Source organism: Synechococcus sp. CCY9202 (assembly GCF_034931685.1).
Taxonomy (GTDB): domain Bacteria; phylum Cyanobacteriota; class Cyanobacteriia; order PCC-6307; family Cyanobiaceae; genus CBW1002.
On sequence record NZ_JAYGID010000101.1, the window covers coordinates 15949 to 35360 of the forward strand.

The 19412-nt window shown below is 68.8% G+C and carries 20 protein-coding genes and 1 pseudogene; 10 read left to right on the forward strand and 11 right to left on the reverse strand.

What is annotated here, in order from left to right:
* Positions 1–51: 51 nt before the first annotated feature.
* Positions 52–1584, reverse strand: a complete 1533-nt coding sequence (locus VB777_RS13235) for an FAD-binding domain-containing protein (protein WP_323249505.1) — start codon at positions 1582–1584, stop codon at positions 52–54.
* Positions 1584–2144 (reverse strand): NUDIX domain-containing protein, encoded by a 561-nt coding sequence (locus VB777_RS13240; RefSeq protein ID WP_197157992.1) that lies wholly within the window; start codon positions 2142–2144, stop codon positions 1584–1586. The genes VB777_RS13235 and VB777_RS13240 overlap by 1 nt, the downstream gene beginning before the upstream one ends.
* A gap of 270 nt (positions 2145–2414) precedes the next feature.
* Here VB777_RS13240 and bchD point away from each other — a divergent pair, with 270 nt between their 5' ends.
* On the forward strand, positions 2415–4535 hold the full coding sequence (gene bchD / locus VB777_RS13245; RefSeq protein WP_323249507.1) for a magnesium chelatase ATPase subunit D: 2121 nt from the start codon (positions 2415–2417) through the stop codon (positions 4533–4535).
* Between the two features lie 42 nt (positions 4536–4577).
* Here the strand turns inward: bchD and VB777_RS13250 are convergent, their stop codons facing one another.
* Together VB777_RS13250 and VB777_RS13255 are read right to left on the reverse strand one after the other, a co-directional pair.
* The gene (locus VB777_RS13250) at positions 4578–5618 is read right to left on the reverse strand and encodes an MlaD family protein (RefSeq protein ID WP_323249509.1); all 1041 of its coding nucleotides are present in this window, start codon (positions 5616–5618) and stop codon (positions 4578–4580) included.
* Positions 5619–5621: 3 nt separating this feature from the next.
* Entirely contained in the window at positions 5622–6365 is a 744-nt protein-coding gene (locus tag VB777_RS13255; protein WP_197159000.1) for an ABC transporter ATP-binding protein, read from the reverse strand.
* 442 nt (positions 6366–6807) lie between these two features.
* Here VB777_RS13255 and VB777_RS13260 point away from each other — a divergent pair, with 442 nt between their 5' ends.
* Positions 6808–8148: a gluconeogenesis factor YvcK family protein gene (locus VB777_RS13260; protein ID WP_323249511.1), complete on the forward strand. Its 1341-nt coding sequence runs from the start codon at positions 6808–6810 to the stop codon at positions 8146–8148.
* A gap of 128 nt (positions 8149–8276) precedes the next feature.
* Here VB777_RS13260 and VB777_RS13265 read toward each other — a convergent pair whose 3' ends face one another.
* The 3 genes from VB777_RS13265 to VB777_RS13275 are packed head-to-tail and all read right to left on the reverse strand — an operon-like array spanning position 8277 to position 10012.
* Positions 8277–8837 carry an NAD(P)H-quinone oxidoreductase subunit J gene (locus tag VB777_RS13265; RefSeq protein ID WP_197171206.1) on the reverse strand — a complete coding sequence of 187 codons (561 nt, stop codon included), beginning with the start codon at positions 8835–8837 and terminating at the stop codon, positions 8277–8279.
* A 7-nt stretch (positions 8838–8844) separates the two neighbouring features.
* Positions 8845–9615 carry an NADH-quinone oxidoreductase subunit NuoB gene (nuoB, locus tag VB777_RS13270; protein WP_197158000.1) on the reverse strand — a complete coding sequence of 257 codons (771 nt, stop codon included), beginning with the start codon at positions 9613–9615 and terminating at the stop codon, positions 8845–8847.
* A 34-nt stretch (positions 9616–9649) separates the two neighbouring features.
* Positions 9650–10012 (reverse strand): NAD(P)H-quinone oxidoreductase subunit 3, encoded by a 363-nt coding sequence (locus tag VB777_RS13275; RefSeq protein ID WP_197158002.1) that lies wholly within the window; start codon positions 10010–10012, stop codon positions 9650–9652.
* A 117-nt stretch (positions 10013–10129) separates the two neighbouring features.
* Between VB777_RS13275 and VB777_RS13280 the strand changes: the two genes are divergently transcribed.
* The 6 genes from VB777_RS13280 to VB777_RS13305 all read left to right on the forward strand — a co-directional run bounded on the left by VB777_RS13280 (position 10130) and on the right by VB777_RS13305 (position 12449).
* A complete protein-coding gene (locus tag VB777_RS13280) occupies positions 10130–10543 on the forward strand; it encodes a rubredoxin (protein ID WP_323249513.1) in 414 nt (137 codons plus the stop codon).
* A 38-nt stretch (positions 10544–10581) separates the two neighbouring features.
* Positions 10582–11595, forward strand: coding sequence for a photosynthesis system II assembly factor Ycf48 (locus VB777_RS13285; RefSeq protein WP_323249515.1), 1014 nt, complete (start codon positions 10582–10584; stop codon positions 11593–11595).
* A gap of 118 nt (positions 11596–11713) precedes the next feature.
* On the forward strand, positions 11714–11962 hold the full coding sequence (gene psbE / locus VB777_RS13290) for a cytochrome b559 subunit alpha (protein ID WP_197158008.1): 249 nt from the start codon (positions 11714–11716) through the stop codon (positions 11960–11962).
* A 3-nt stretch (positions 11963–11965) separates the two neighbouring features.
* On the forward strand, positions 11966–12103 hold the full coding sequence (psbF, locus tag VB777_RS13295) for a cytochrome b559 subunit beta (protein ID WP_197158010.1): 138 nt from the start codon (positions 11966–11968) through the stop codon (positions 12101–12103).
* Positions 12104–12113: 10 nt separating this feature from the next.
* Complete coding sequence (locus VB777_RS13300) at positions 12114–12233, forward strand: photosystem II reaction center protein L (RefSeq protein ID WP_197158012.1); 120 nt, start codon at positions 12114–12116, stop codon at positions 12231–12233.
* A 15-nt stretch (positions 12234–12248) separates the two neighbouring features.
* Positions 12249–12449 (forward strand): photosystem II reaction center protein J, encoded by a 201-nt coding sequence (locus VB777_RS13305; protein WP_197158014.1) that lies wholly within the window; start codon positions 12249–12251, stop codon positions 12447–12449.
* A gap of 132 nt (positions 12450–12581) precedes the next feature.
* Here VB777_RS13305 and VB777_RS13310 read toward each other — a convergent pair whose 3' ends face one another.
* The 4 genes from VB777_RS13310 to hisS form a co-directional block, all read right to left on the reverse strand.
* The gene (locus tag VB777_RS13310) at positions 12582–13613 is read right to left on the reverse strand and encodes an NAD-dependent epimerase (protein ID WP_197172011.1); all 1032 of its coding nucleotides are present in this window, start codon (positions 13611–13613) and stop codon (positions 12582–12584) included.
* Positions 13614–13767: 154 nt separating this feature from the next.
* The gene (locus tag VB777_RS13315; protein ID WP_197171202.1) at positions 13768–14730 is read right to left on the reverse strand and encodes a UDP-glucuronic acid decarboxylase family protein; all 963 of its coding nucleotides are present in this window, start codon (positions 14728–14730) and stop codon (positions 13768–13770) included.
* A gap of 4 nt (positions 14731–14734) precedes the next feature.
* Positions 14735–16183, reverse strand: a complete 1449-nt coding sequence (locus VB777_RS13320; protein ID WP_323249517.1) for a nucleotide sugar dehydrogenase — start codon at positions 16181–16183, stop codon at positions 14735–14737.
* Between the two features lie 49 nt (positions 16184–16232).
* Positions 16233–17546, reverse strand: a complete 1314-nt coding sequence (hisS, locus tag VB777_RS13325; protein WP_322758913.1) for a histidine--tRNA ligase — start codon at positions 17544–17546, stop codon at positions 16233–16235.
* A 95-nt stretch (positions 17547–17641) separates the two neighbouring features.
* Between hisS and galE the strand changes: the two genes are divergently transcribed.
* Positions 17642–18742, forward strand: a complete 1101-nt coding sequence (gene galE / locus VB777_RS13330) for a UDP-glucose 4-epimerase GalE (RefSeq protein WP_197171198.1) — start codon at positions 17642–17644, stop codon at positions 18740–18742.
* Positions 18732–19412 (forward strand): annotated as a pseudogene (locus VB777_RS13335) (bifunctional NADH dehydrogenase FAD-containing subunit/selenide, water dikinase SelD); the annotation flags it as partial. The gene galE and the pseudogene VB777_RS13335, both read left to right, overlap by 11 nt.

Genomic DNA, 19412 nt, shown 5'->3' on the forward strand with positions numbered 1-19412 from the left:
GCCCGCGCTTGAGGTCTGAGGGCTGAGGTCATCGTGGCGGGCAGCGATGCCCTAGGCGCCAGCGACCCCGACGCGCAGGGCCGCATGGAGCGCCTTGAAGTGGGCCTGCTGCTGCCTGTGGCTCACGATCGGCGCGGGGTAACCGCGGCGCTGCAAGGGAGCGATCTCGCCGCGGATCAGGTCGGCCGTGGCCACGTGGCGCAGCTCCGGCAGCCAGGTGCGGATGTAAATCGCCTCCGGATCGAACTTGGCGGCCTGGGTGGCGGGATTGAAGATGCGCAGCGGCTTGGGATCCATGCCGCTGCTGGCGCTCCACTGCCAGCCGCCGTTGTTGGCGGCCAGATCGCCATCCACCAGGCGCTCCATGAAGGCACGCTCCCCCAGGCGCCAGTCGCAGATCAGGTCTTTGACCAGGAAGGAGGCCACGATCATGCGGCAACGGTTGTGCATCCAGCCGCTGGCGTTGAGCTGCCGCATCGCCGCATCGACGATCGGCACCCCGGTGAGCCCCTGCCGCCAGGCCTCGAGGCGCTCCGGGTCGTTCTCCCAGGGGAAGTGGCGCCACTGGGGCCGGTAGGGGCCCTCGGCCAGCTCCGGGAAATGGAACAGCGCCTGCTGATAGAACTCGCGCCAGGCCAGTTCCTGCTCCCAGACGCTGATCGCCGTGCGCTCCTCCTCGCTGCGGGTGAGGTCTCGGGCAGCGCCGGCCGTCGCCCAGGCCTGGCGCGGGCTGAGGGTGCCGAAGGCGAGCGCGGCACTGAGGCCTGAGGTGCCGGCGATGCCCGGCAGGTTGCGCTGGGGCTCATAGGCCAGGAGCGGAGCTCGCTGGCCGCGGCCACTGGCAGGCCCCTCACAGAAGGCCTCCAGCTGGGCCAGGGCCGCCGCCTCACCAGGACGGCAGGGGCAGAGGTCGGCGCCGGGGAAGGCCGCTCCGAAGCGTGTGGCCGGCGGCACCGTCTCCAGGCGCGGCAGGGCCTCCCACAGATCAGGCCGGGACAGCGTCGCCGGGTCCAGATCCAGCAGGCCGGTCGGTGCCGCCAGCGGCTCGATGCCCCCGGCGGTGCCCGGGGCCGCCAGGGCCTGCTTGCGCTCCACCTGGCCGCGCCAGTTGCGCAGGAAGGGGCCGTAGACGCGATAGGGATCACCGGCACCGGTGCGCAGCGCCTCCGGGGCGACCAGCAGCTGATCCCAGTCCACCAGCACGCGGCGGCCATCGGTCTGCAGGGCGGCGGCCACGGCCCGGTCGCGAGCTCGCCCGCTGGGCTCCACATCGCGGTTCCAGGCCACCACCTCGGCACCGAGGGCGGCAGCCAGCCGTGGCAGCAGCACCAGCGGGTCTCCCTCCAGCAGCACCAGCCGCGATCCACAGGCCCGCCAGGAGGCGGCCAGCTCCCGCAGGCTTTCGAGCAGGAACCAGCGGCGGGCCGGTGCCATCGCCGGGTCGGCCAGGATTGCCGGGTCGAGCACAAACACACCCGTCAGGGCTGGGGTCGCCGCCGCCGCCGCCAGGCCGAGGTTGTCGGCCAGCCGCAGATCGCGGCGATGCCAGAACAGCCAGCGGCGGGCGGCCTCAGGGGAAGCCATCAGAGCCCCAGCAGCTGCTTGGCCCGGAACCAGGCGGTCACGCTCTTGCCATCGAGGGCCTCGTCGCCACTGGCGAGGGCCGCATCGAGTGCGGCGGGTTCCATCAGCAGCACCTCCAGGTCCTCGTCGTCGTCGCCGGCCGGCGGCGCCTCCAGGGGGGTGAGCCCCCGGGCCAGGAACAGGTGGATCACCTCATCGGAATAGCCGGGGCAGGGCAGCATCAGGCCAAGCGGATCCCAGCGGCAGGCGCTGTAGCCCGCCTCCTCCTGCAACTCCCGCTCCATCGTGGCCAGGGGCTCCTCGCCGGGATCCAGGGTGCCGGCGGGGAATTCGAGGATGCGGGCCGCCACCGCGAAGCGGTACTGGCGCAGCACCACCACGCGCCCGTCATCGAGCACGGGCACCGCCAGCGAAGCGCCGGGATGGCGGATGATCCCGAAGCTGCCCTCCACCCCCATCGGCAGCTCCACCCGGTTGATCTCGAAGCGGATCTTGCGGGCATCGAGGGCTTCGAGGGTCTCGAGATGGCGCGCGGGCTCAGGGGGCGGCAGGGGCGCCATGGCGGGGATCAACGGCTGGGGCGGACGCTAAACCGGCCAGCTAGAGCCAGGAGGCAGCAGTTCGGGCGGCCGGAGCCAGGCAGCAGCAGCTCGGGCGGCCGGCAGCACGGTCTTGCAGCAGGGCGCCAAGGCTCGGCAGGAGCTGATCCAGCAGGTTGGCCGGGAGAGCGAGGAGTTGCCTCGGCGACGTCTGGCCGCAGAGCCGCGGCGCAATCGGTCAGCGAGACTGGACGTCAGACAACGTCCCCGCGCGGGCCCTCCTCCTCCCCCATGGTTGCCAGCGCCACCAGCCCCTCCGGTCCCCCCACCGCCGCCACGGCCACGGCCAGCGCCGACCAGGCCGCCCGCTCCTTCCCCCTGGCCGCGATCACGGGCCACGGCACCCTGAAGCTGGCCCTGCTGCTGGCGGCGGTGGATCCGGGCCTGGGCGGAGTGGTGATCGCCGGCGGACGCGGCACCGGCAAATCGGTGCTGGCCCGGGGTCTGCATGCGCTGCTGCCACCGATCGATGTGATCGTGGACAGCCTCAATGCCGATCCGACCCGACCGGAGGACTGGGACGAGGCGACCCGCCGTCGCATCACCGAACTGGGGGGCGATGCCAGCGGCGCCGACCCCAGCGCCCTGCTGCCCACCCGGGTGGTGCCGGCACCCTTCGTGCAGGTGCCGCTGGGTGTCACCGAAGACCGGCTCGTGGGCTCGGTCGACGTGACCGCCTCCCTGGCCAGCGGCCAGGCCGTGTTTCAGCCTGGCCTGCTGGCGGAAGCCCACCGCGGCGTGCTCTATGTCGACGAGCTCAACCTGCTGGACGACGGCATCACCAACCTCCTGCTGGCGGCGGTGGGCAGCGGCGAGAACCGGATCGAGCGGGAGGGGCTCAGCCTCAGCCACCCCTGCCGCTGCCTGCTGATCGCCACCTACAACCCCGAGGAGGGGGCGGTGCGGGACCACCTGCTGGATCGCTTCGCCATCGCCCTGAGCGCCAACCAGTCGCTGGATCTGGATCAGCGCGTCGAGATTACCCGCTCCGCCCTGGCCCATGGCGAATCCAGCGACAGCTTCCGGCAGCGGTGGCAGGAGGAGACCGACGCCCTCGCCACCCAGCTGCTGCTGGCCCGCCAGTGGGTGCCGGACGTGAGCATCAGCCGCGAGCAGATCACCTACCTGGTGACCGAGGCCCTGCGCGGCGGCGTCGAAGGGCACCGCTCCGAGCTCTATGCGGTGCGGGTGGCCCGCGCCCACGCCGCCCTGAGCGGCCGCGACCGGGTGGAAGCCGACGACCTGCAGGTGGCCGTGCGCCTGGTGATTGCGCCGCGGGCCCTGCAGCTGCCGCCCCCGGATCCCGAGCAGCCGATGGAGCCGCCGCCGCCGCCACCGCCCCAGGGGGAGCAACCGCCGGAGGAGCCGGAGCAACCCGATGAACCCGACCAGAACGAGGACAACCAGGACGACGACCAGGACGAAGACGACACCCCGGACGACCAGCCGCCTCCCCAGGTGCCGGAGGAATTCCTGCTCGACCCCGAAGCCATCGCCATCGACCCCGACCTGCTGCTGTTCAACGCTGCCAAGGCCCGCAGCGGCGGCAGCGGCAAGCGCAGCGTGGTGCTCAGCGATTCCCGCGGTCGCTACGTGAAACCGATGCTGCCCCGCGGCCCGGTGACGCGCATCGCCGTGGATGCCACCCTGCGGGCCGCCGCCCCGTATCAGAAAGCCCGCCGGGAGCGGGAGCCGCACCGAACGGTGATCGTGGAGGATGGCGACCTGCGGGCCAAGCAACTGCAACGCAAGGCCGGCGCCCTGGTGATCTTCCTGGTGGATGCCAGCGGTTCGATGGCGCTCAACCGCATGCAGAGCGCCAAGGGTGCCGTGATCCGGCTGCTCACCGAGGCCTACGAAAACCGCGACGAAGTCGCCTTGATCCCCTTCCGCGGTGAGCAGGCCGAGGTGCTTCTGCCCCCCACCCGATCGATCACCGCGGCCCGGCGCCGGCTGGAATCGATGCCCTGCGGCGGCGGTTCGCCCCTGGCCCATGGTCTTTCCCAGGCGGCACGGGTGGGCGCCAATGCCCTCGCCACCGGCGATCTGGGCCAGGTGGTGGTGGTGGCGATCACCGACGGCCGCGGCAACGTGCCCCTGAGCCGCTCCCTCGGCCAACCCGAGCTGGAGGGCGAGGAACCGGTGGACCTCAAGGAGGAGGTGAAGCAGGTGGCCGGCCGTTACCGCGCCCTGGGGCTGAAGCTGCTGGTGATCGACACCGAGCGCAAGTTCATCGGCAGCGGCATGGGCAAGGAACTGGCCGAGGCCGCCGGCGGCAAGTACGTGCAGTTGCCCAAGGCCAGCGATCAGGCGATCGCCGCCATTGCCCTGGAGGCGATCAACGGCGTCTGAGCTGCAACGGTCCCGGCCTCAGGCTTTCACCGTTTCACCTCTTCACTGGCTCACGGCGCGAGGCTGGTTGGTTCGGGCACGCGAGACCGACGGGCTGCCAGCTTTTTCACGATCCGCCTGTTCCCGGACAGCCTGGTCGCGCTTTTCGCGTTCCGCCTTCTCCCGGGCCGCCTTGTCACGCGCCTGGCCGGTCTGGGCGGGGTAGAGCTCTTCGAAGAACTTGCCCAGGCCGATGGCCAAGCTGCGGATCCCATCGACGAACTGGGGGTCGCCCGTGAGCTTGTTCACGTCACCGCCCACCGCCTCCCAGCGGGCCGTGAGCTTCTCGGCATTGGTCACAGTGCCCTTGAGCTCGCTCACGGTCTGGGGGTTGTCCAGGGCGGCGGTGAGGTTGCGCACATGCCGGCCGGCCTGGGCCGCCTCGACGGTGGCGGTGTTGAGATTGTCCAGGATCGGATCGGCCTTCTTCACGGCCGTGTTGAGCTCCTGCACCAGTTTCTGCGCCTCGCGCAGGAAGCGATCCGCCTCGTTGGAGGTGCGATCGAAACTCACGGTGGTTCCCACCAGCTTGTCCACCAGCTTCTGGCGCTCGCTCTCGGCCAGGATCCGCTGCATCGTCTCGGTGACGGTGCCGAGACTCGCCTGGGCGCCGCCCTCGATGCGGCTGCCGTTGCAGAGCATCAGCTTGGTGTTGCAGCCCGGACTGCGCGGCCCGGGCGTGCTGGCCGGCAGGGGTTTGCCGCTGCTCACCAGCGCCACCACGGCATCTCCCCCCAGCAACGAGCCGGTGCCCACCAGGGCCTGGGTGGGGCGGGCCAGACGGAGATCAGGATCGGTGATCTCCAGATCAGCCAGCACCGCCTCCGGGGTGACCCGCACCCGGCGCACATTGCCCACCAGCACACCCCGGAAGGAGACCGGCGAGCGATCCGCCAGGCCGGCGGCATCCTGGAAGCTGGCCTGCACCGTCCAGGTGTCGCGGCGCAGGGAGATGCCCTTCAGCCAGAGCCAGAGCGCGCCACCACCCACGATGGCGGCGAGAAGGGAAAAGCCCACCAGGGCTTCACGGACACTGCGGCGCATCGTTCAGACCTCCTTGGGCTGCATGGGTCCGCGCAAGCTGCCGCTCCGGAACTGCTCGACGTAGGGATTATCGGTGCTGCGGAACTCCTCCACGGTGCCCTGCCAACGAAAGCGGCCGTCGTAGAGGAGCACGAGCCGCTCACCGGAGCGCTCGATCGTGCTCATCACGTGGCTCACCACCACCGAGGAGGCCTGGGCCATGTCGGTGGTGGTGACAATCAGATCCTCGATGCGGGTACAGGCCACCGGATCGAGCCCGGCGGTGGGCTCATCGAACAACAGCAGCGGCTCCTGGACATCGGCCCGGGAGGGGTCCTGGATGATGGCGCGGGCGAAGCTGACCCGCTTCTGCATGCCACCGCTGAGTTCGCCGGGCATCTTTCCCTCGATGCCGGCCAGTCCGACGGCCGCCAGCGCGTCGCCCACCCGGCGGCGAATCTCGGCCTCGCCCAGCCGCCCGTAGCGATAGAGCAGAAAGCCGACGTTTTCACCCACCGTGAGCGAGGCCAGCAGGGCAGGGTTCTGAAACACCAGGCGCACATCCGGTGGCTGGCGCTGATCCAGGCGCAGGTAGCGCTGCTCCAGCCCGTGGATCCGCAGGCTGCCGGCGCTGGGCAGCAGCAGGCCGGCCAGCAGCCGCAGGATCGTTGATTTGCCCGATCCGGAGGGCCCCACCACCACCAGGCGCTCGCCTGGATGCACCACCAGGTTGATGTCGTCGAGCACGAGGCTCTCACCCCAGCGCATCGACACCCCCTGCATCTGGGCCACGGGCACCTTTCCCCCAGGCCCATCAACAGCAGGCCCGGCAACAGCCGAGCCATCAGCCACCGACCCAGCCTCCGCCGCCCCAGCGACCTTCATCGCCACACCCCCGTGGGACTGGGTGCGTCGAGATGCCGGCAGAGGAACAGCATCCGGCACGGACCACAGCGCAAGGCCCCCATCCTGCCTGCAACCAGCCGAGGTTTCACCCTCATGCCCTTTCATCCGTACAGTTCGAACAGCCCGGTTTGCCGATGGCGTCCTGCTCCCAGCCCCTGCCTTGCCTCCTCGTCTGCGGGGAGCCCTGGCGGAGCCGCACGGGCCAGGCAGGCGGCCGCAGAGGCGACAGGGGAGGCCACCGGCGATGAGCACCCGGCACGCCCCACGCCCACCCCGACGACCCGGCTGGATGGGTCGGGGTGACATGCGCCGCCGTGATCTGGTCAGCCGCTCCCGCCGGGCCGCCCGCTGGCTGCAGCCCGGCCTGGTGGTGAAGCGCTGGGTGCTCACCTCCGGACTGGGTCTGCTGATTGCGCTGCTCGGAGCCGCGGTCTGGGCGGATTTCAAACCGATCTACTGGACGATCGAAACGCTCACCTGGCTGCTGGCTCAGCTCACCCAGGTGCTGCCGCGGGGCATCACCGGGCCGCTGGTGCTGCTTCTGGGGGCTGCACTGGTGATCTGGGGCCAGAGCCGCAGCTTCGGGTCGATCCAGCGGGCCCTGGCGCCTGAGAAGGGCACGGTGCTGGTGGATGCTCTGGTGGCGCAGCGCCGGCTCAACCGCGGCCCGAACATCGTGGCGATCGGCGGTGGCACCGGTCTCTCCACCCTCCTCTCCGGCCTGAAGCGCTATAGCAGCAACATCACCGCGATCGTCACGGTGGCCGACGACGGCGGCAGCAGCGGCGTACTGCGACGAGAGCTGGGCGTCCAGCCGCCGGGCGACATCCGCAACTGCCTGGCGGCCCTGGCCCGGGAGGAGCCTCTGCTCACCCGCCTGTTCCAATACCGCTTCCAGGCGGGCAGTGGCCTCGAAGGCCACAGCTTCGGCAATCTCTTCCTCTCGGCCCTCACGGCCATCACCGGCAGCCTCGAATCGGCGATCACCGCCAGCAGCCGGGTGCTGGCGGTGCAGGGCCAGGTGGTGCCGGCCACCAACGCCGACGTTCGCCTCTGGGCCGAGCTGGAGAACGGCGATCGGATCGAGGGGGAATCGGCGATCGGCCATGCCTCCAGCCCGATCGTGCGGCTCGGCTGCATCCCGGAACGGCCGCCCGCCCTGCCCCGAGCCATCGAGGCGATCGCCCATGCCGATCTGATCGTGCTGGGCCCCGGCAGCCTCTACACCTCCCTGCTGCCGAACCTGCTGGTGCCGGAACTGGTGGCGGCGATTCGCCAGAGCCGTGCTCCGCGCCTTTACATCTGCAACCTGATGACCCAGCCCGGGGAGACCGACGGGCTCGATGTCGAAGGCCATCTCCGGGCGATCGAGGCCCAGCTCGCCACTCTGGGGGTGGACCAGAGGCTGTTCGATGCGGTGCTGGCTCAGGAGAAGCTCAGTCCCTCGCCGTTGGTGGAGGCCTATCGCCGCCGCGGTGCCGAGCCGGTGGAGTGCGATACCCACCGCCTGACCAGCCAGGGCTATGAGGTGATGCTGGCGCCGATGCAGGGAAGCCGTCCCGGGGCCACACTGCGCCACGATTCCAAGAGCGTGGCGCTGGCGGTGATGCGCTTCTACCGGCAGCATCATCGGCGGGTGAGCTGATGATGCAATCACGGAATCTTCAGGCGAGTCGTGATGACGCCTCTACTGGTTGCCTCGTCAGACCAGTTTTGTGCACTCAATTCTGGTGAAAGCCTGTTTTCAAGGCCCCTCTCTCAATCCAACGGGGATCAGTAAGCGTCCTGGAGTTCGTAGAAATCGGGCTGCACATAGTCTTTGCGCAGCGGGTAGCCTTTCCAGTCTTCCGGCATCAGCAGACGCTTGGGATGGGGATGGCCGGCATAACGAATGCCGTACATATCGAAGGTCTCGCGTTCCTGCCAGTCGGCGCCCCGGAACAGGCCGTAGAGCGTGGGGATGGTGAGATCGCCATCACGGGCCAGGAACACCTTCAGACGAATCTCCTCGGGCTTCACATCGGCCGCAAGGGCACGATCCACCGCCGTGGGATCAGCCAGCGCCGCCAGCTTGATCAGGTGGTAGAAGCTCACCAGACGACCGCCTGGGCCTTCGTCATAGCCGCCCTGGCATTGGAGGTAATCAAAACCTGTCGCCTTGAGAGCCGCCACGATCACGGGCAGGAAGTCGGGCTCCACGCCGAGCACCTCCACACCGAGATGGTCGGCCTCCAGCACGGCATGCTCAAAACCCTGGCTGCTCAGCCACTGGCTGATCGGACCGGCCACAGGAGTGGTGATGGCCGGGGTGGAACTGGTGGTGTCCTCGGGCATGGTGTCCTCAGGCGTCGGCCTGGCTGGTGGTGGCGGCGATGACTGCCGCTGGATCGGAAACAGGAGCCCCCAGCGGCAGACCGGCGGCGGCGGCGAGGGCGGCCTTCTGGGTCTCGGCCTGCAGGTAGCGGCCATCCACGATCGGCGCCACCGCCTTGAGCTGATGCGGAATCGTGCAATAACGGTGCGTGGGACGCAGGTTGCCGCGCTCAGCCAGGGCTTCGTTGCCCACCTTCTTGCGCAGCTTGATCACGGCATCAAAGATCGCCTCCGGCCGCGGCGGGCAGCCCGGCAGGTAGAGGTCCACGGGGATCAGCTTGTCGACGCCGCGCACGGCGGTGGTCGAGTCAGCCGAGAACATGCCGCCGGTGATCGTGCAGGCCCCCATGGCAATCACGTACTTGGGCTCGGGCATCTGCTCGTAGAGCCGCACCAGGGCCGGGCCCATCTTCATGGTCACGGTGCCGGCCACGATCAGCAGGTCCGCCTGACGGGGGCTGGAGCGTGGCACCAGACCGAAGCGGTCGAAATCAAAGCGGGAGCCGATCAGGGCCGCGAACTCAATGAAGCAGCAGGCAGTGCCGTAGAGCAGGGGCCAGAGACTGCTCAGGCGGGCCCAGTTGTGCAGGTCATCGAGGCTGGTGAGAATCACGTTCTCGGACAGATCCGAAGTGATCGTGGGGGCACCCGTGGGGCTGCAGCTGGCGGCGCGCAGATCGCGCAGAGCCCCGATCGAGGGGAGCTCACCGCTGGACGGGGAGGAAGGCGTGAGGGTCATGGCAACACGTCGGCGCCGGGGCCGTAACGACGAATCAGCTCCACTCGAGGGCACCCTTGCGCCAGGCGTAGGCCAGGGCCACCACCAGGATGGCGATGAAGACGAGGGCCTCGATGAAGGCGAGCAGTCCGAGGCGATGGAACGCCACGGCCCAGGGGTAGAGGAACACGGTCTCGACGTCGAAGACGACGAAGACGAGCGCGAACATGTAGTAGCGGATATTGAACTGAATCCAGGCGCCACCCATCGGCTCCATGCCGGATTCGTAGGTGAGCTCACGCTCGCCCTGCCGGCTCCGAGGAGACAGCACCTTGTTGGCCACGAGCGCCAGCACGGGAACAGCTGCTGAAATCAGCAGAAACCCCAGAAAAGCGTCGTAGCCGGAAAGCACGAACATGCGGGCTGGACCAACCTGGGCGGCAGTCTGGCATCCACCTCCCGGCGCTGACGAGTTCCGGCGGAATCGGCGTTGGAACGTGGTCGATAGAGTTTTGACACCGTCGGCTGGCAGGTGATGAGTCCGGAGATCGAGAGCAGCGACACCACCGCCGCCCCAGGGGCGGGCGCCACGGCCGAATCCCTCCCCACGACGGAGCCGCCTGCGGTTTCCGACCCCGACACCCATCGCTTCGAGTGCCGCAGCTGCGGCTTCGTCTACGACCCCGCCGAGGGCGTGCGCAAGGTGGGCATCGAAGCGGGCACCCCCTTCACAGCCCTGGACCCCGCCAGCTTTCGCTGTCCGGTCTGCCGCAGCAAGGTGGGGGCCTTCAAGGACATCGGCCCCCGCAACAAGCCGAGCGGTTTTGAGGAGAACCTCAACTTCGGTCTGGGGGTCAACCGGCTGACGCCCGGTCAGAAGAATGTGCTGATCTTCGGCAGCTTCGCCCTGGCGATCGCCTTTTTCCTCTCCCTGTATTCGCTGCGCTGAATCGGCTTCGCTTCCCTTCCTCCGTTCTCCCCCCTGCCATGCACCTGCATCGTCTGACCCGACGCCTGTTCAGTCCCCTGCTGAGCCTGGTCCTGCTCGTGGGCCTCGGCTTCGGGCTCTCCGGTTGCGTCACCACGGGCCTGCCGATCGCCAGTGCCAGCCCCTGGCAGCCCGTGCCCCTCGACACCAGCTCCAACCCCCTCGATCTGGCCTTCAGCGATCAGAGCCACGGCTTCCTGGTTGGCAGCAACCGGCTGATCCTCGAAACCGACGACGGAGGTGCCAGCTGGGCCCAGCGCGCCCTCGATCTGCCGGAGGAGGAGAACTTCCGCCTGCTCAGCATCGACTTCAACGGCAAAGAGGGCTGGATCGCCGGCCAGCCCGGCCTGCTGCTGCACAGCACCGACGCCGGCCAGAGCTGGAGCCGCCTCTTCCTCGACACCAAGCTGCCCGGTGAGCCGTACCTGATCACCGCCCTAGGCAAGGGAGAGGCTGAACTGGCCACCAACGTGGGTGCTGTTTATCGCACTCGCGATGGCGGCCAGAGCTGGCAGGCCGAGGTGAGTGACGCCGCCGGTGCCGTGCGTGATCTGCGCCGCAGCCCCGACGGCCGCTATGTGAGCGTCAGCAGCCTCGGCAACTTCTTCGCCACCTGGGATCCGGGTCAGCCCACCTGGCAGCCCCACCAGCGGGTGAGCAGCCAACGGGTGCAATCCCTCGGCTTCCAGCCCAACGGCAACCTCTGGATGGTGACCCGCGGCGCCCAGCTGCGCTTCAACTCCGATGCCGCCAACGTCGACGACTGGAGCAAGCCGGTGATCCCGATCACGAACGGCTATGGCTATCTCGACATGGCCTGGGATCCGAGCGGCGCCATCTGGACCGGCGGCGGCAGCGGCACCCTGCTCACCAGCCCCGACGGTGGCAAGACCTGGCAGAAGGATCCGGTGGGTGCCGCCCAGCCCACCAACTTCAGCCGGATCGCCTTCCTGCCGGATGGCAAGGGCTTCGTGCTGGGCGAGCGGGGATCGCTGCTGCGCTGGGTGGGCTGATCGGGCTGGGCCGAGCCGCGCCAGGCTGAGCCCCGCCAACCTTTGTAACCAAGCCAGGCAGGGGCTCCCGTCCCCTGCCGCCACCCCCCTAGGATCGCCGAGCTGAACGCTTGTCGCCATGGCTGCCGGCTCTACAGGAGAACGCCCGTTCTTCGAAATCATCACGAGCATCCGTTACTGGGTCATCCACGCGGTGACCCTGCCTGCCATCTTCCTGGCCGGCTTCATGTTCGTGTCCACGGGCCTGGCCTATGACGCCTTCGGCACGCCTCGTCCGGATGCCTATTTCCAGGCCCAGGAAAGCAAGGCTCCTGTTGTGAGCCAGCGCTACGAGGGCAAGAGCCAACTCGACCTGCGCCTGCAGTAAGTCATGACCCAGACTCCCGCCCCCACCACGCCACGCAATTACCCGATCTTCACGGTGCGCTGGCTTTCGGTTCACGCCCTCGGCATCCCCACGGTGTTTTTCCTGGGCGCCCTGGCTGCCATGCAGTTTGTCCGCCGCTGAGGTCGTCCCCATGCAACGCAATCCCAATCCGAACAACCTTCCGGTCGAACTGAACCGCACCAGCCTCTATCTGGGGCTGCTGTTCGTGTTCGTCACCGGTGTGCTGTTCAGCAGCTACTTCTTCAACTGATCGGGAGGATTCACGATGAGCGGCAAGAAAATGTCCATGCCTGACGGTCGGATTCCCGATCGTCTGCCCGATGGGCGCCCCGCTGTGGCCTGGCGTTCCCGCTGGACAGAGGGAACCCTTCCCCTCTGGCTGGTCGCCACTGCCGGCGGAATGGCGGTGATCTTTGTGGTGGGCCTGTTCTTCTACGGCTCCTACGTGGGTGTCGGTTCCGCCTGAGCGGACCTGAGCATTCGATTCATCTCGCACGGCCCTTTTGGCCGATGGAGCAGCAAGGGGCCTGAAGGCCCCTTTTTTGATGAAATGACTTTCTGACTGCCAAGCACCACCAGGCTGCTGGCCTGGGCAGGGTCAGAGTCCGTGGTACTCCCGATACCACTGAGCAAACCGCTCCACCCCCACCTCGATCGGGGTGGCGGGCTGGAACCCCACCCAGGCCTCCAGGGCCTGGGTATCGGCGGCGGTGGCGGGCACATCGCCCGGCTGCATCGGCTGCAGGTCCTGGATCGCCTGGCGCCCGAGGGCCTGCTCCAGCACGGCGATGAAACGCAGCAGCTCGGTGGGCTGGGAATTGCCGATGTTGAACACCCGGTGCGGCACCGCCGCGGTGGCCGGGTTCGGATGAAGGGGATCGAAGTGCGGATCCGCTGTGGCCGGCTTGTCGCTGCAGCGGATCACCCCCTCGACAATGTCATCGATGTAGGTGAAGTCGCGCTGCATGTGGCCGTGGTTGAACACCCGGATCGGCTCACCCGCCAGGATCGCGCGCGCAAACAGCATCGGGGCCATGTCCGGCCGGCCCCAGGGGCCATACACGGTGAAGAAGCGCAGACCGGTGGCCGGCAGGCCGTAGAGATGGCTGTAGGTGTGAGCCATCAGTTCATTCGCCTTCTTGGTGGCCGCATAGAGGCTCACCGGATGATTGACGGCGTGCTGCTCCGAGAACGGCATCTCGCGGTTGCCGCCATAGACCGAGCTGCTGGAGGCATAGACCAGATGCTCAACGCCGTGATGGCGGCAACCCTCAAGAATGTGACCGAAACCCACTAGATTGCTCTGGATATAGGCGGCCGGATTCTCCAGGGAATAGCGCACCCCTGCCTGGGCGGCGAGGTGCACCACCCGCCGCGGTCGCTGCTCGGCGAACAGGCCCTCCATAGCGGCCCGATCCTCCAGATCCATCCGCACGAAGTGAAAGGCGGCGGCGGCGGGATGGTGCTGCAGCCGCTCCAGGCGGGCCTGCTTGAGGGCCGGGTCGTAGTAGGTGTTGAGGTTGTCGAGCCCCACCACAGGCTCGCCCCGTTCCAGCAGTCGCAACACCACCTCGGTGCCGATGAAGCCGGCGGCACCGGTCACGAGGGTGGGACGCTGCGCGGCGGTCATGGGCAGACAGGGCAGGGGAACGGGCGCATCTCCGGTCAGGGCTCCGGCGACGGCCACCCCTCAGCCTGCCACCCCAGGGAGAAGCCCGATCGAGACATCCTTCCCAGGACAACCCGTGCTCACCCAGGGGAACCCGTGATCAGAAATCCCGTTCTCAGAGGCCCAGCTGGCGGCGGAAATCAGCGATGGTGGGCTCGAGGCCCTGCTCCAGGGGGATCGTGGGCTCCCAGCCCAGTTCTCGCTGGGCCAGCTCGATGATCGGTTGCCGCTGGCGGGGATCATCCTGGGGGAGGGGCTGCAGCACGAGTTCGAGGCCAGGATTGATGCGAGTACGCACCAGTTCGGCCAACTCCCGGATGGTGAACTCGCCAGGATTGCCCAGGTTGATCGGGCCGGTATGGGCGCCGTTCATCAGGCGGATCAGTCCCTCCACCAGGTCATCCACATAGCAGAACGATCGCGTCTGCTGGCCATCGCCATACAGCGTCAGGGGTTGACCCTGCAGCGCCTGCACGATGAAGTTGCTCACCACCCGGCCGTCATCCGGAAGCATGCGGGGCCCATAGGTATTGAAGATGCGCGCCACCCGCACTTCGGTTCCGTGCATGCGCCGGTAGTCGAAACAGAGTGTTTCAGCCACCCGCTTGCCCTCGTCATAGCAGGAGCGAATGCCGATTGTGTTGACGCACCCCCTGTAACTCTCGGGCTGGGGATGGACCTCCGGATCGCCATAGATCTCGCTGGTGCTGGCCAGCAGCAGCCTTGCCCCTACCCGCCGGGCCAGACCGAGCATGTTGTAGGTGCCGAGAAAACTTGTTTTGGCAGTCTTGATCGGATTGAACTGGTAGTGCACTGGCGATGCGGGACAGGCCAGGTGCCAGATCCGGTCCACCTCCAACTGGATCGGCTCGGTCACATCGTGACGGATCAGCTCGAAGCGGGGATGGCCGATCCACTGGGCGATGTTGGCCTTGCGGCCGGTGAAGTAGTTGTCGAGGCAGAGCACCTCCTCGCCGGCCTGCATCAGCCGATCGACCAGATGGGAGCCCACGAAACCGGCGCCACCGGTCACCAGATTGCGCAGGGGGCCAGAGCGCAGTGATGGGGTCGGGATCATCGCTTCAGCCCTCCCCCACCCGCCAGACCCGCAGGCCAGCGGCCCGAGCCGCCACCGCATCGGCAACGCCGCGGGCGTCGAACAGCCAGGCCGGCTGGCGCATCCGAGCCATCAGGGCCGACCAGTCGAGCTGGCGGTAGTCGCTCCATTCGGTGAGCAGCAGGACCGCATCGGCGCCCTGCACGGCTTCATCGACGGTGGCTGCACGTCGCCAGCCCCCCTCCCCCGCCTGAGCCGCCTGAGCCGCGGCTGCGGGGGCCACCGCCGCCTGGGCCAGGTCCCGTTCGATCTGTTGCGTGCTCACCTTGGGATCATGGAGGCTCAGCTGCGCCCCCTCCTCGAGCAGATCGTGGCAGATGCGGATTGCCGGCGCTTCGCGGGTGTCGTTGGTGTCGGCCTTGAAGGCGAAGCCCAGCACCGCCAGGCGCTTGCCGGTGACGGTGCCGAACAGTTTCTGCACCACCAACCGGCTGATGCGGTGCTGTTGCCAGCTGTTGAGCCGCACCACCTGCTCCCAGTACGTCGCCACCTCCGGCAGGCCGTAGTGGTGGCAGAGGTACACCAGGTTGAGGATGTCCTTCTGGAAACAGCTGCCACCGAAGCCGGGGCCCGCCGCCAGGAAGCGGGCACCAATGCGGTTGTCCGTGCCGATCGCCCGAGCCACCTCCTGCACATCCGCTCCGGTGGCTTCACAGATGGCGGCGATGCTGTTGATCGAGCTGATCCGCTGCGCCAGAAACGCATTGGCGGTGAGCTTGGACAGTTCACTGCTCCAGAGGTTGGTGCGCAGGATCTTCTCCGGCGCCACCCAGTGGCCGTAGATCGCGGCCAGGGCCTCGATCGCGGCCGGATCCTCGCCGCCGATCAACACCCGATCGGGTTGCTCCAGATCGCCGATCGCCGTGCCTTCCGCCAGGAATTCGGGATTGGAGAGCACCGCAAAACTTTTGGCGGCCGGTCCACCGGCATCTTCTCGGGCCTCGGCCTCCCCCTGAGCCGCCTCCAGGATCGCCTTCACCGCTTCGGCGGTGCGCACCGGCAGGGTGCTTTTCTCCACCACGATCGTGTGGCCCCGGGCGCAGCGGGCCACCTGGCGGGCCGAGGCCTCGATCCAGCGCAGATCACTGGCCTGACCAGCCCCCAGCCCGCGGGTCTTGGTGGGAGTGTTGACCGAGAGGAACACCATGTCGGCCGCCGCGATCGCCGCGTCCACCTCGGTGCTGAAGTGCAGGTTCCGGCCCCGGGCGCGGCCCACCACCGCATCCAGACCCGGTTCATAGACCGGCAGGCGGCTGAGATCGGCATCGTTCCAGGCGGCGATGCGGGCAGCGTTGAGATCCACCACCGTCACCTGCAGGTGGGGGCAGCGATCGGCGATCACCGCCATGGTCGGGCCGCCCACGTAGCCCGCACCGATGCAGCAGATGGTGCGGATCCCTGAAGCGGCAGTCATCGCAGCGGTTCGCGGTGGGGCGAGGTTAAGGGGAGCTGAGGCCCCGGGCTCAGCAAGCCAGCAGATGCGCCAGTTGCGCTGGTATCTCAACCAACGCCAGCCTCCGGCCCGGACTCGTCCGATCCGCCACGGTTTCAGCCTCGACTCCAGGCGCTTCGCAGCGCCGCAGGTCCTTGAGCAGGGCCTCGCCGGCGACTGCCTCCTCGTCGCCGATCACCACCGCCCAGGCGGCGCCCTGGCGATCCGCCCGCCGCAGCTGCTTGCCAAAGGCGGCGCCACTGGCATCGAGCTCCACGGCGATTCCCGTGCGGCGCAGATCACGGCACAGCTGCAGCGCCACGGCCTCGGCTCGCTCGCCCCGGTTCACGAGATACACCTGCGGCGCTGCGGCCGCCATCCAGGGCTGGGCCTCCGATTGCTGCAGCAACAACACCAGCCGCTCCATGCCGAGGGCCCAGCCGATCGCCGGCGTCGCCGCCCCACCCAGCTGCTGCACCAGGCCGTCGTAGCGGCCGCCGCCACACACGGTGGCCTGGGCGCCCAGCTGATCGCTGGTGATCTCGAAGGCGGTGTGGCTGTAGTAGTCGAGGCCGCGCACCAGCCGCGGATTGAGCGTGAAGGGAATGCCGAGGGCCTCGAGCCCCTGGCGCACCTGGGTGAAGCGCTCATGGCTCTCGCCGCTGAGGGCGTCGGCCAGGGCCGGCGCACCCGCCAGCAGTTCCTGGGTTCCAGGGTGCTTGGAATCGAGCACCCGCAGGGGGTTCGTCTGGATGCGGGCCTGGGAGTCGGGATCGAGCTGCTGCCGATGGGCCTCCAGCCAGGCCAGCAGCTCGGTGCGGTAACGGATCCGGTCCTCGGGAGCTCCGAGGGTGTTGAGCTCGAGGGCCAGACCGCCCACCCCCAGATCGGCGAGCAGATCCCAGGCGATGGCGATCGCCTCCACATCGCTGCGGGCATCGGGGAAGCCGAGCAGCTCGACGCCGATCTGATGGAACTGGCGCTGCCGGCCCGCCTGAGGGCGCTCGTAGCGGAACATCGGCCCGCCATACCAGAGCCGTTGCGGCCCCTGGCTGAGCAGGCCGTGCTGAATCGCCGCGCGCACCACCGAGGCGGTGCCCTCCGGCCGCAGGGTGCAGCTGCGCTCGCCCCGGTCGAGAAAGGTGTACATCTCCTTCCCCACCACATCGGTGGCCTCACCGATGCCGCGGGCGAACAGCTCCGTCACCTCCAGCAGGGGGGTGCGGATCTCGGCGATGCGGGCCCGGCGGAAATGGTCGCGGGCCGTGGCCTCCACGTGCTGCCACAGGCCGATGGAGGCGGGCAGCAGATCAACCATGCCCCGCAGACTCTGCAGCTTCTCCACCATCGCCCCGTGCCGGCCCGCCCCGTCATTGCAGACAGTCTGCGGGATCGCAGGCTGTCCGTACCCTGAAGCCAGGCCCGCTTCCCCTGCCCGCCATGGCCCTTCTGCTGATCACTGGCGGCGCCGGCTTCATCGGCAGCCACTGCTGCGTGGCGCTGCTTGAGGCGGGGCATGCGCTGGTGGTACTCGACAACTTCGACAACAGCTCGCCGGAGGCGCTGCGGCGGGTGGCGGAGCTGGGCGGCCTGGAGGGAGAGGCAGGCGGGCCCTGGCGCGATGGCGACGGCGCGGTGCGGCTACGTCTGGTGGAAGGGGATGTGCGCTGTGCCGACGATCTGGACACGGCCTTCACTCCCACCCCGGACGGCGCCACCCCCGGCGACATCACCCCGCCCGGCATCGCGGCGGTGGTGCACTGCGCCGGCCTCAAGGCTGTGGGGGAATCGGTGGCGGAACCGCTGCGCTACTGGGACACGAACCTGGGCGGCAGCCTGCGGCTGCTGGAGGCGATGCGCCGCCATGGCTGCCGCACGATCGTGTTCAGCAGCAGCGCCACCCTCTACGGTTATCCGGAGGCGGTGCCGATTCCGGAGACGGCCCCGATTCAGCCGATCAACCCCTACGGCCACTCCAAGGCGGCGGTGGAGCAGGTGCTGGCTGATGTGGCAGCGAGCGAGTCCGGCTGGCGCATCGCCCGGCTGCGCTACTTCAACCCGGTGGGATCCCACCCCAGCGGCCGCATCGGTGAGGACCCCGAGGGGATCCCCAACAACCTCTTCCCCTACCTCAGCCAGGTGGCGGTGGGCCGGCGCCAGACGCTGCAGATCTTCGGCAGCGACTGGCCCACCCCGGACGGCACCGGCGTGCGCGACTACATCCACGTCATGGATCTGGCCGATGGGCACCGGGCCGCCCTCGACACGCTGCTGCGGGAAGAGCCCCAGCTGCTCACCGTGAATCTGGGCAGCGGCCAGGGCCATTCGGTGCTGGACGTGGTGCGCGCCTTCGAGGCGGCCTGCGGCCATCGCCTGCCCTATGAGCTGGTCGATCGCCGACCGGGGGACGCCGCCACCACGGTGGCCGATCCCAGCCTGGCCAGCAAGCGGCTGGACTGGCGCACCCGGCGCAGCCTGGCGGACATCTGCCGGGATGGCTGGGCCTGGCAGAGCGCCAACCCCCGCGGCTATGGCCCCTGAGAGCCGCAGGCTTCCGCAGCAGCATCTCGTGCTGGCCGGCGGTGGCCACAGCCATGCCCTGGTGCTGCGGAGGTGGGTGATGCGGCCCGAGCGGCGGCCGGCCGCCCTGGTCACCCTGGTGAGCCGCTCCGGCACGGCCTTCTATTCGGGCATGGTGCCGGGGCTGGTGGCCGGCTGGTACGACCGCCACGCCTGTGCCATCGACCTGCGGCGCCTCTGCCATCTGGCGGGGGCGGCCTTCGTGGAGGCGGAGATCACCGGGCTGGATCTCCGGAAGAGGGAGGTGCACCTGGCCGGCCGGCCGGCGCTGCGCTGGGACCGGCTCAGCCTCGATGTGGGAGCTGTGACCGCACCGGCAGCAGGCGTGAAGGCTGGCGATGGAGGGGTGCCAGAGGCTCCCGTGCCGGTGAAGCCGTTGGAGCCCTTTCTGGACTACTGCGACGGCCTGACCCCCAGCGCCGGAGGCAGCCTGCGGATCCGCGGCGGTGGCGCCGCCGCCGTGGAGCTTGCCCTGGCCCTGCGAGGGCGGGGGATCGCCTGCGCTCTGCTGCTGCGCGGAGCGGAGCTCCATCTCGGCTCGGCCGCCGCCAACCGTCTGGGCGAACGGCTGCTGGCGGCCGCCGGCATCGGCGTGCAGCGCCACCAGCCGGCGAAGGCCCCGGCTGATCTG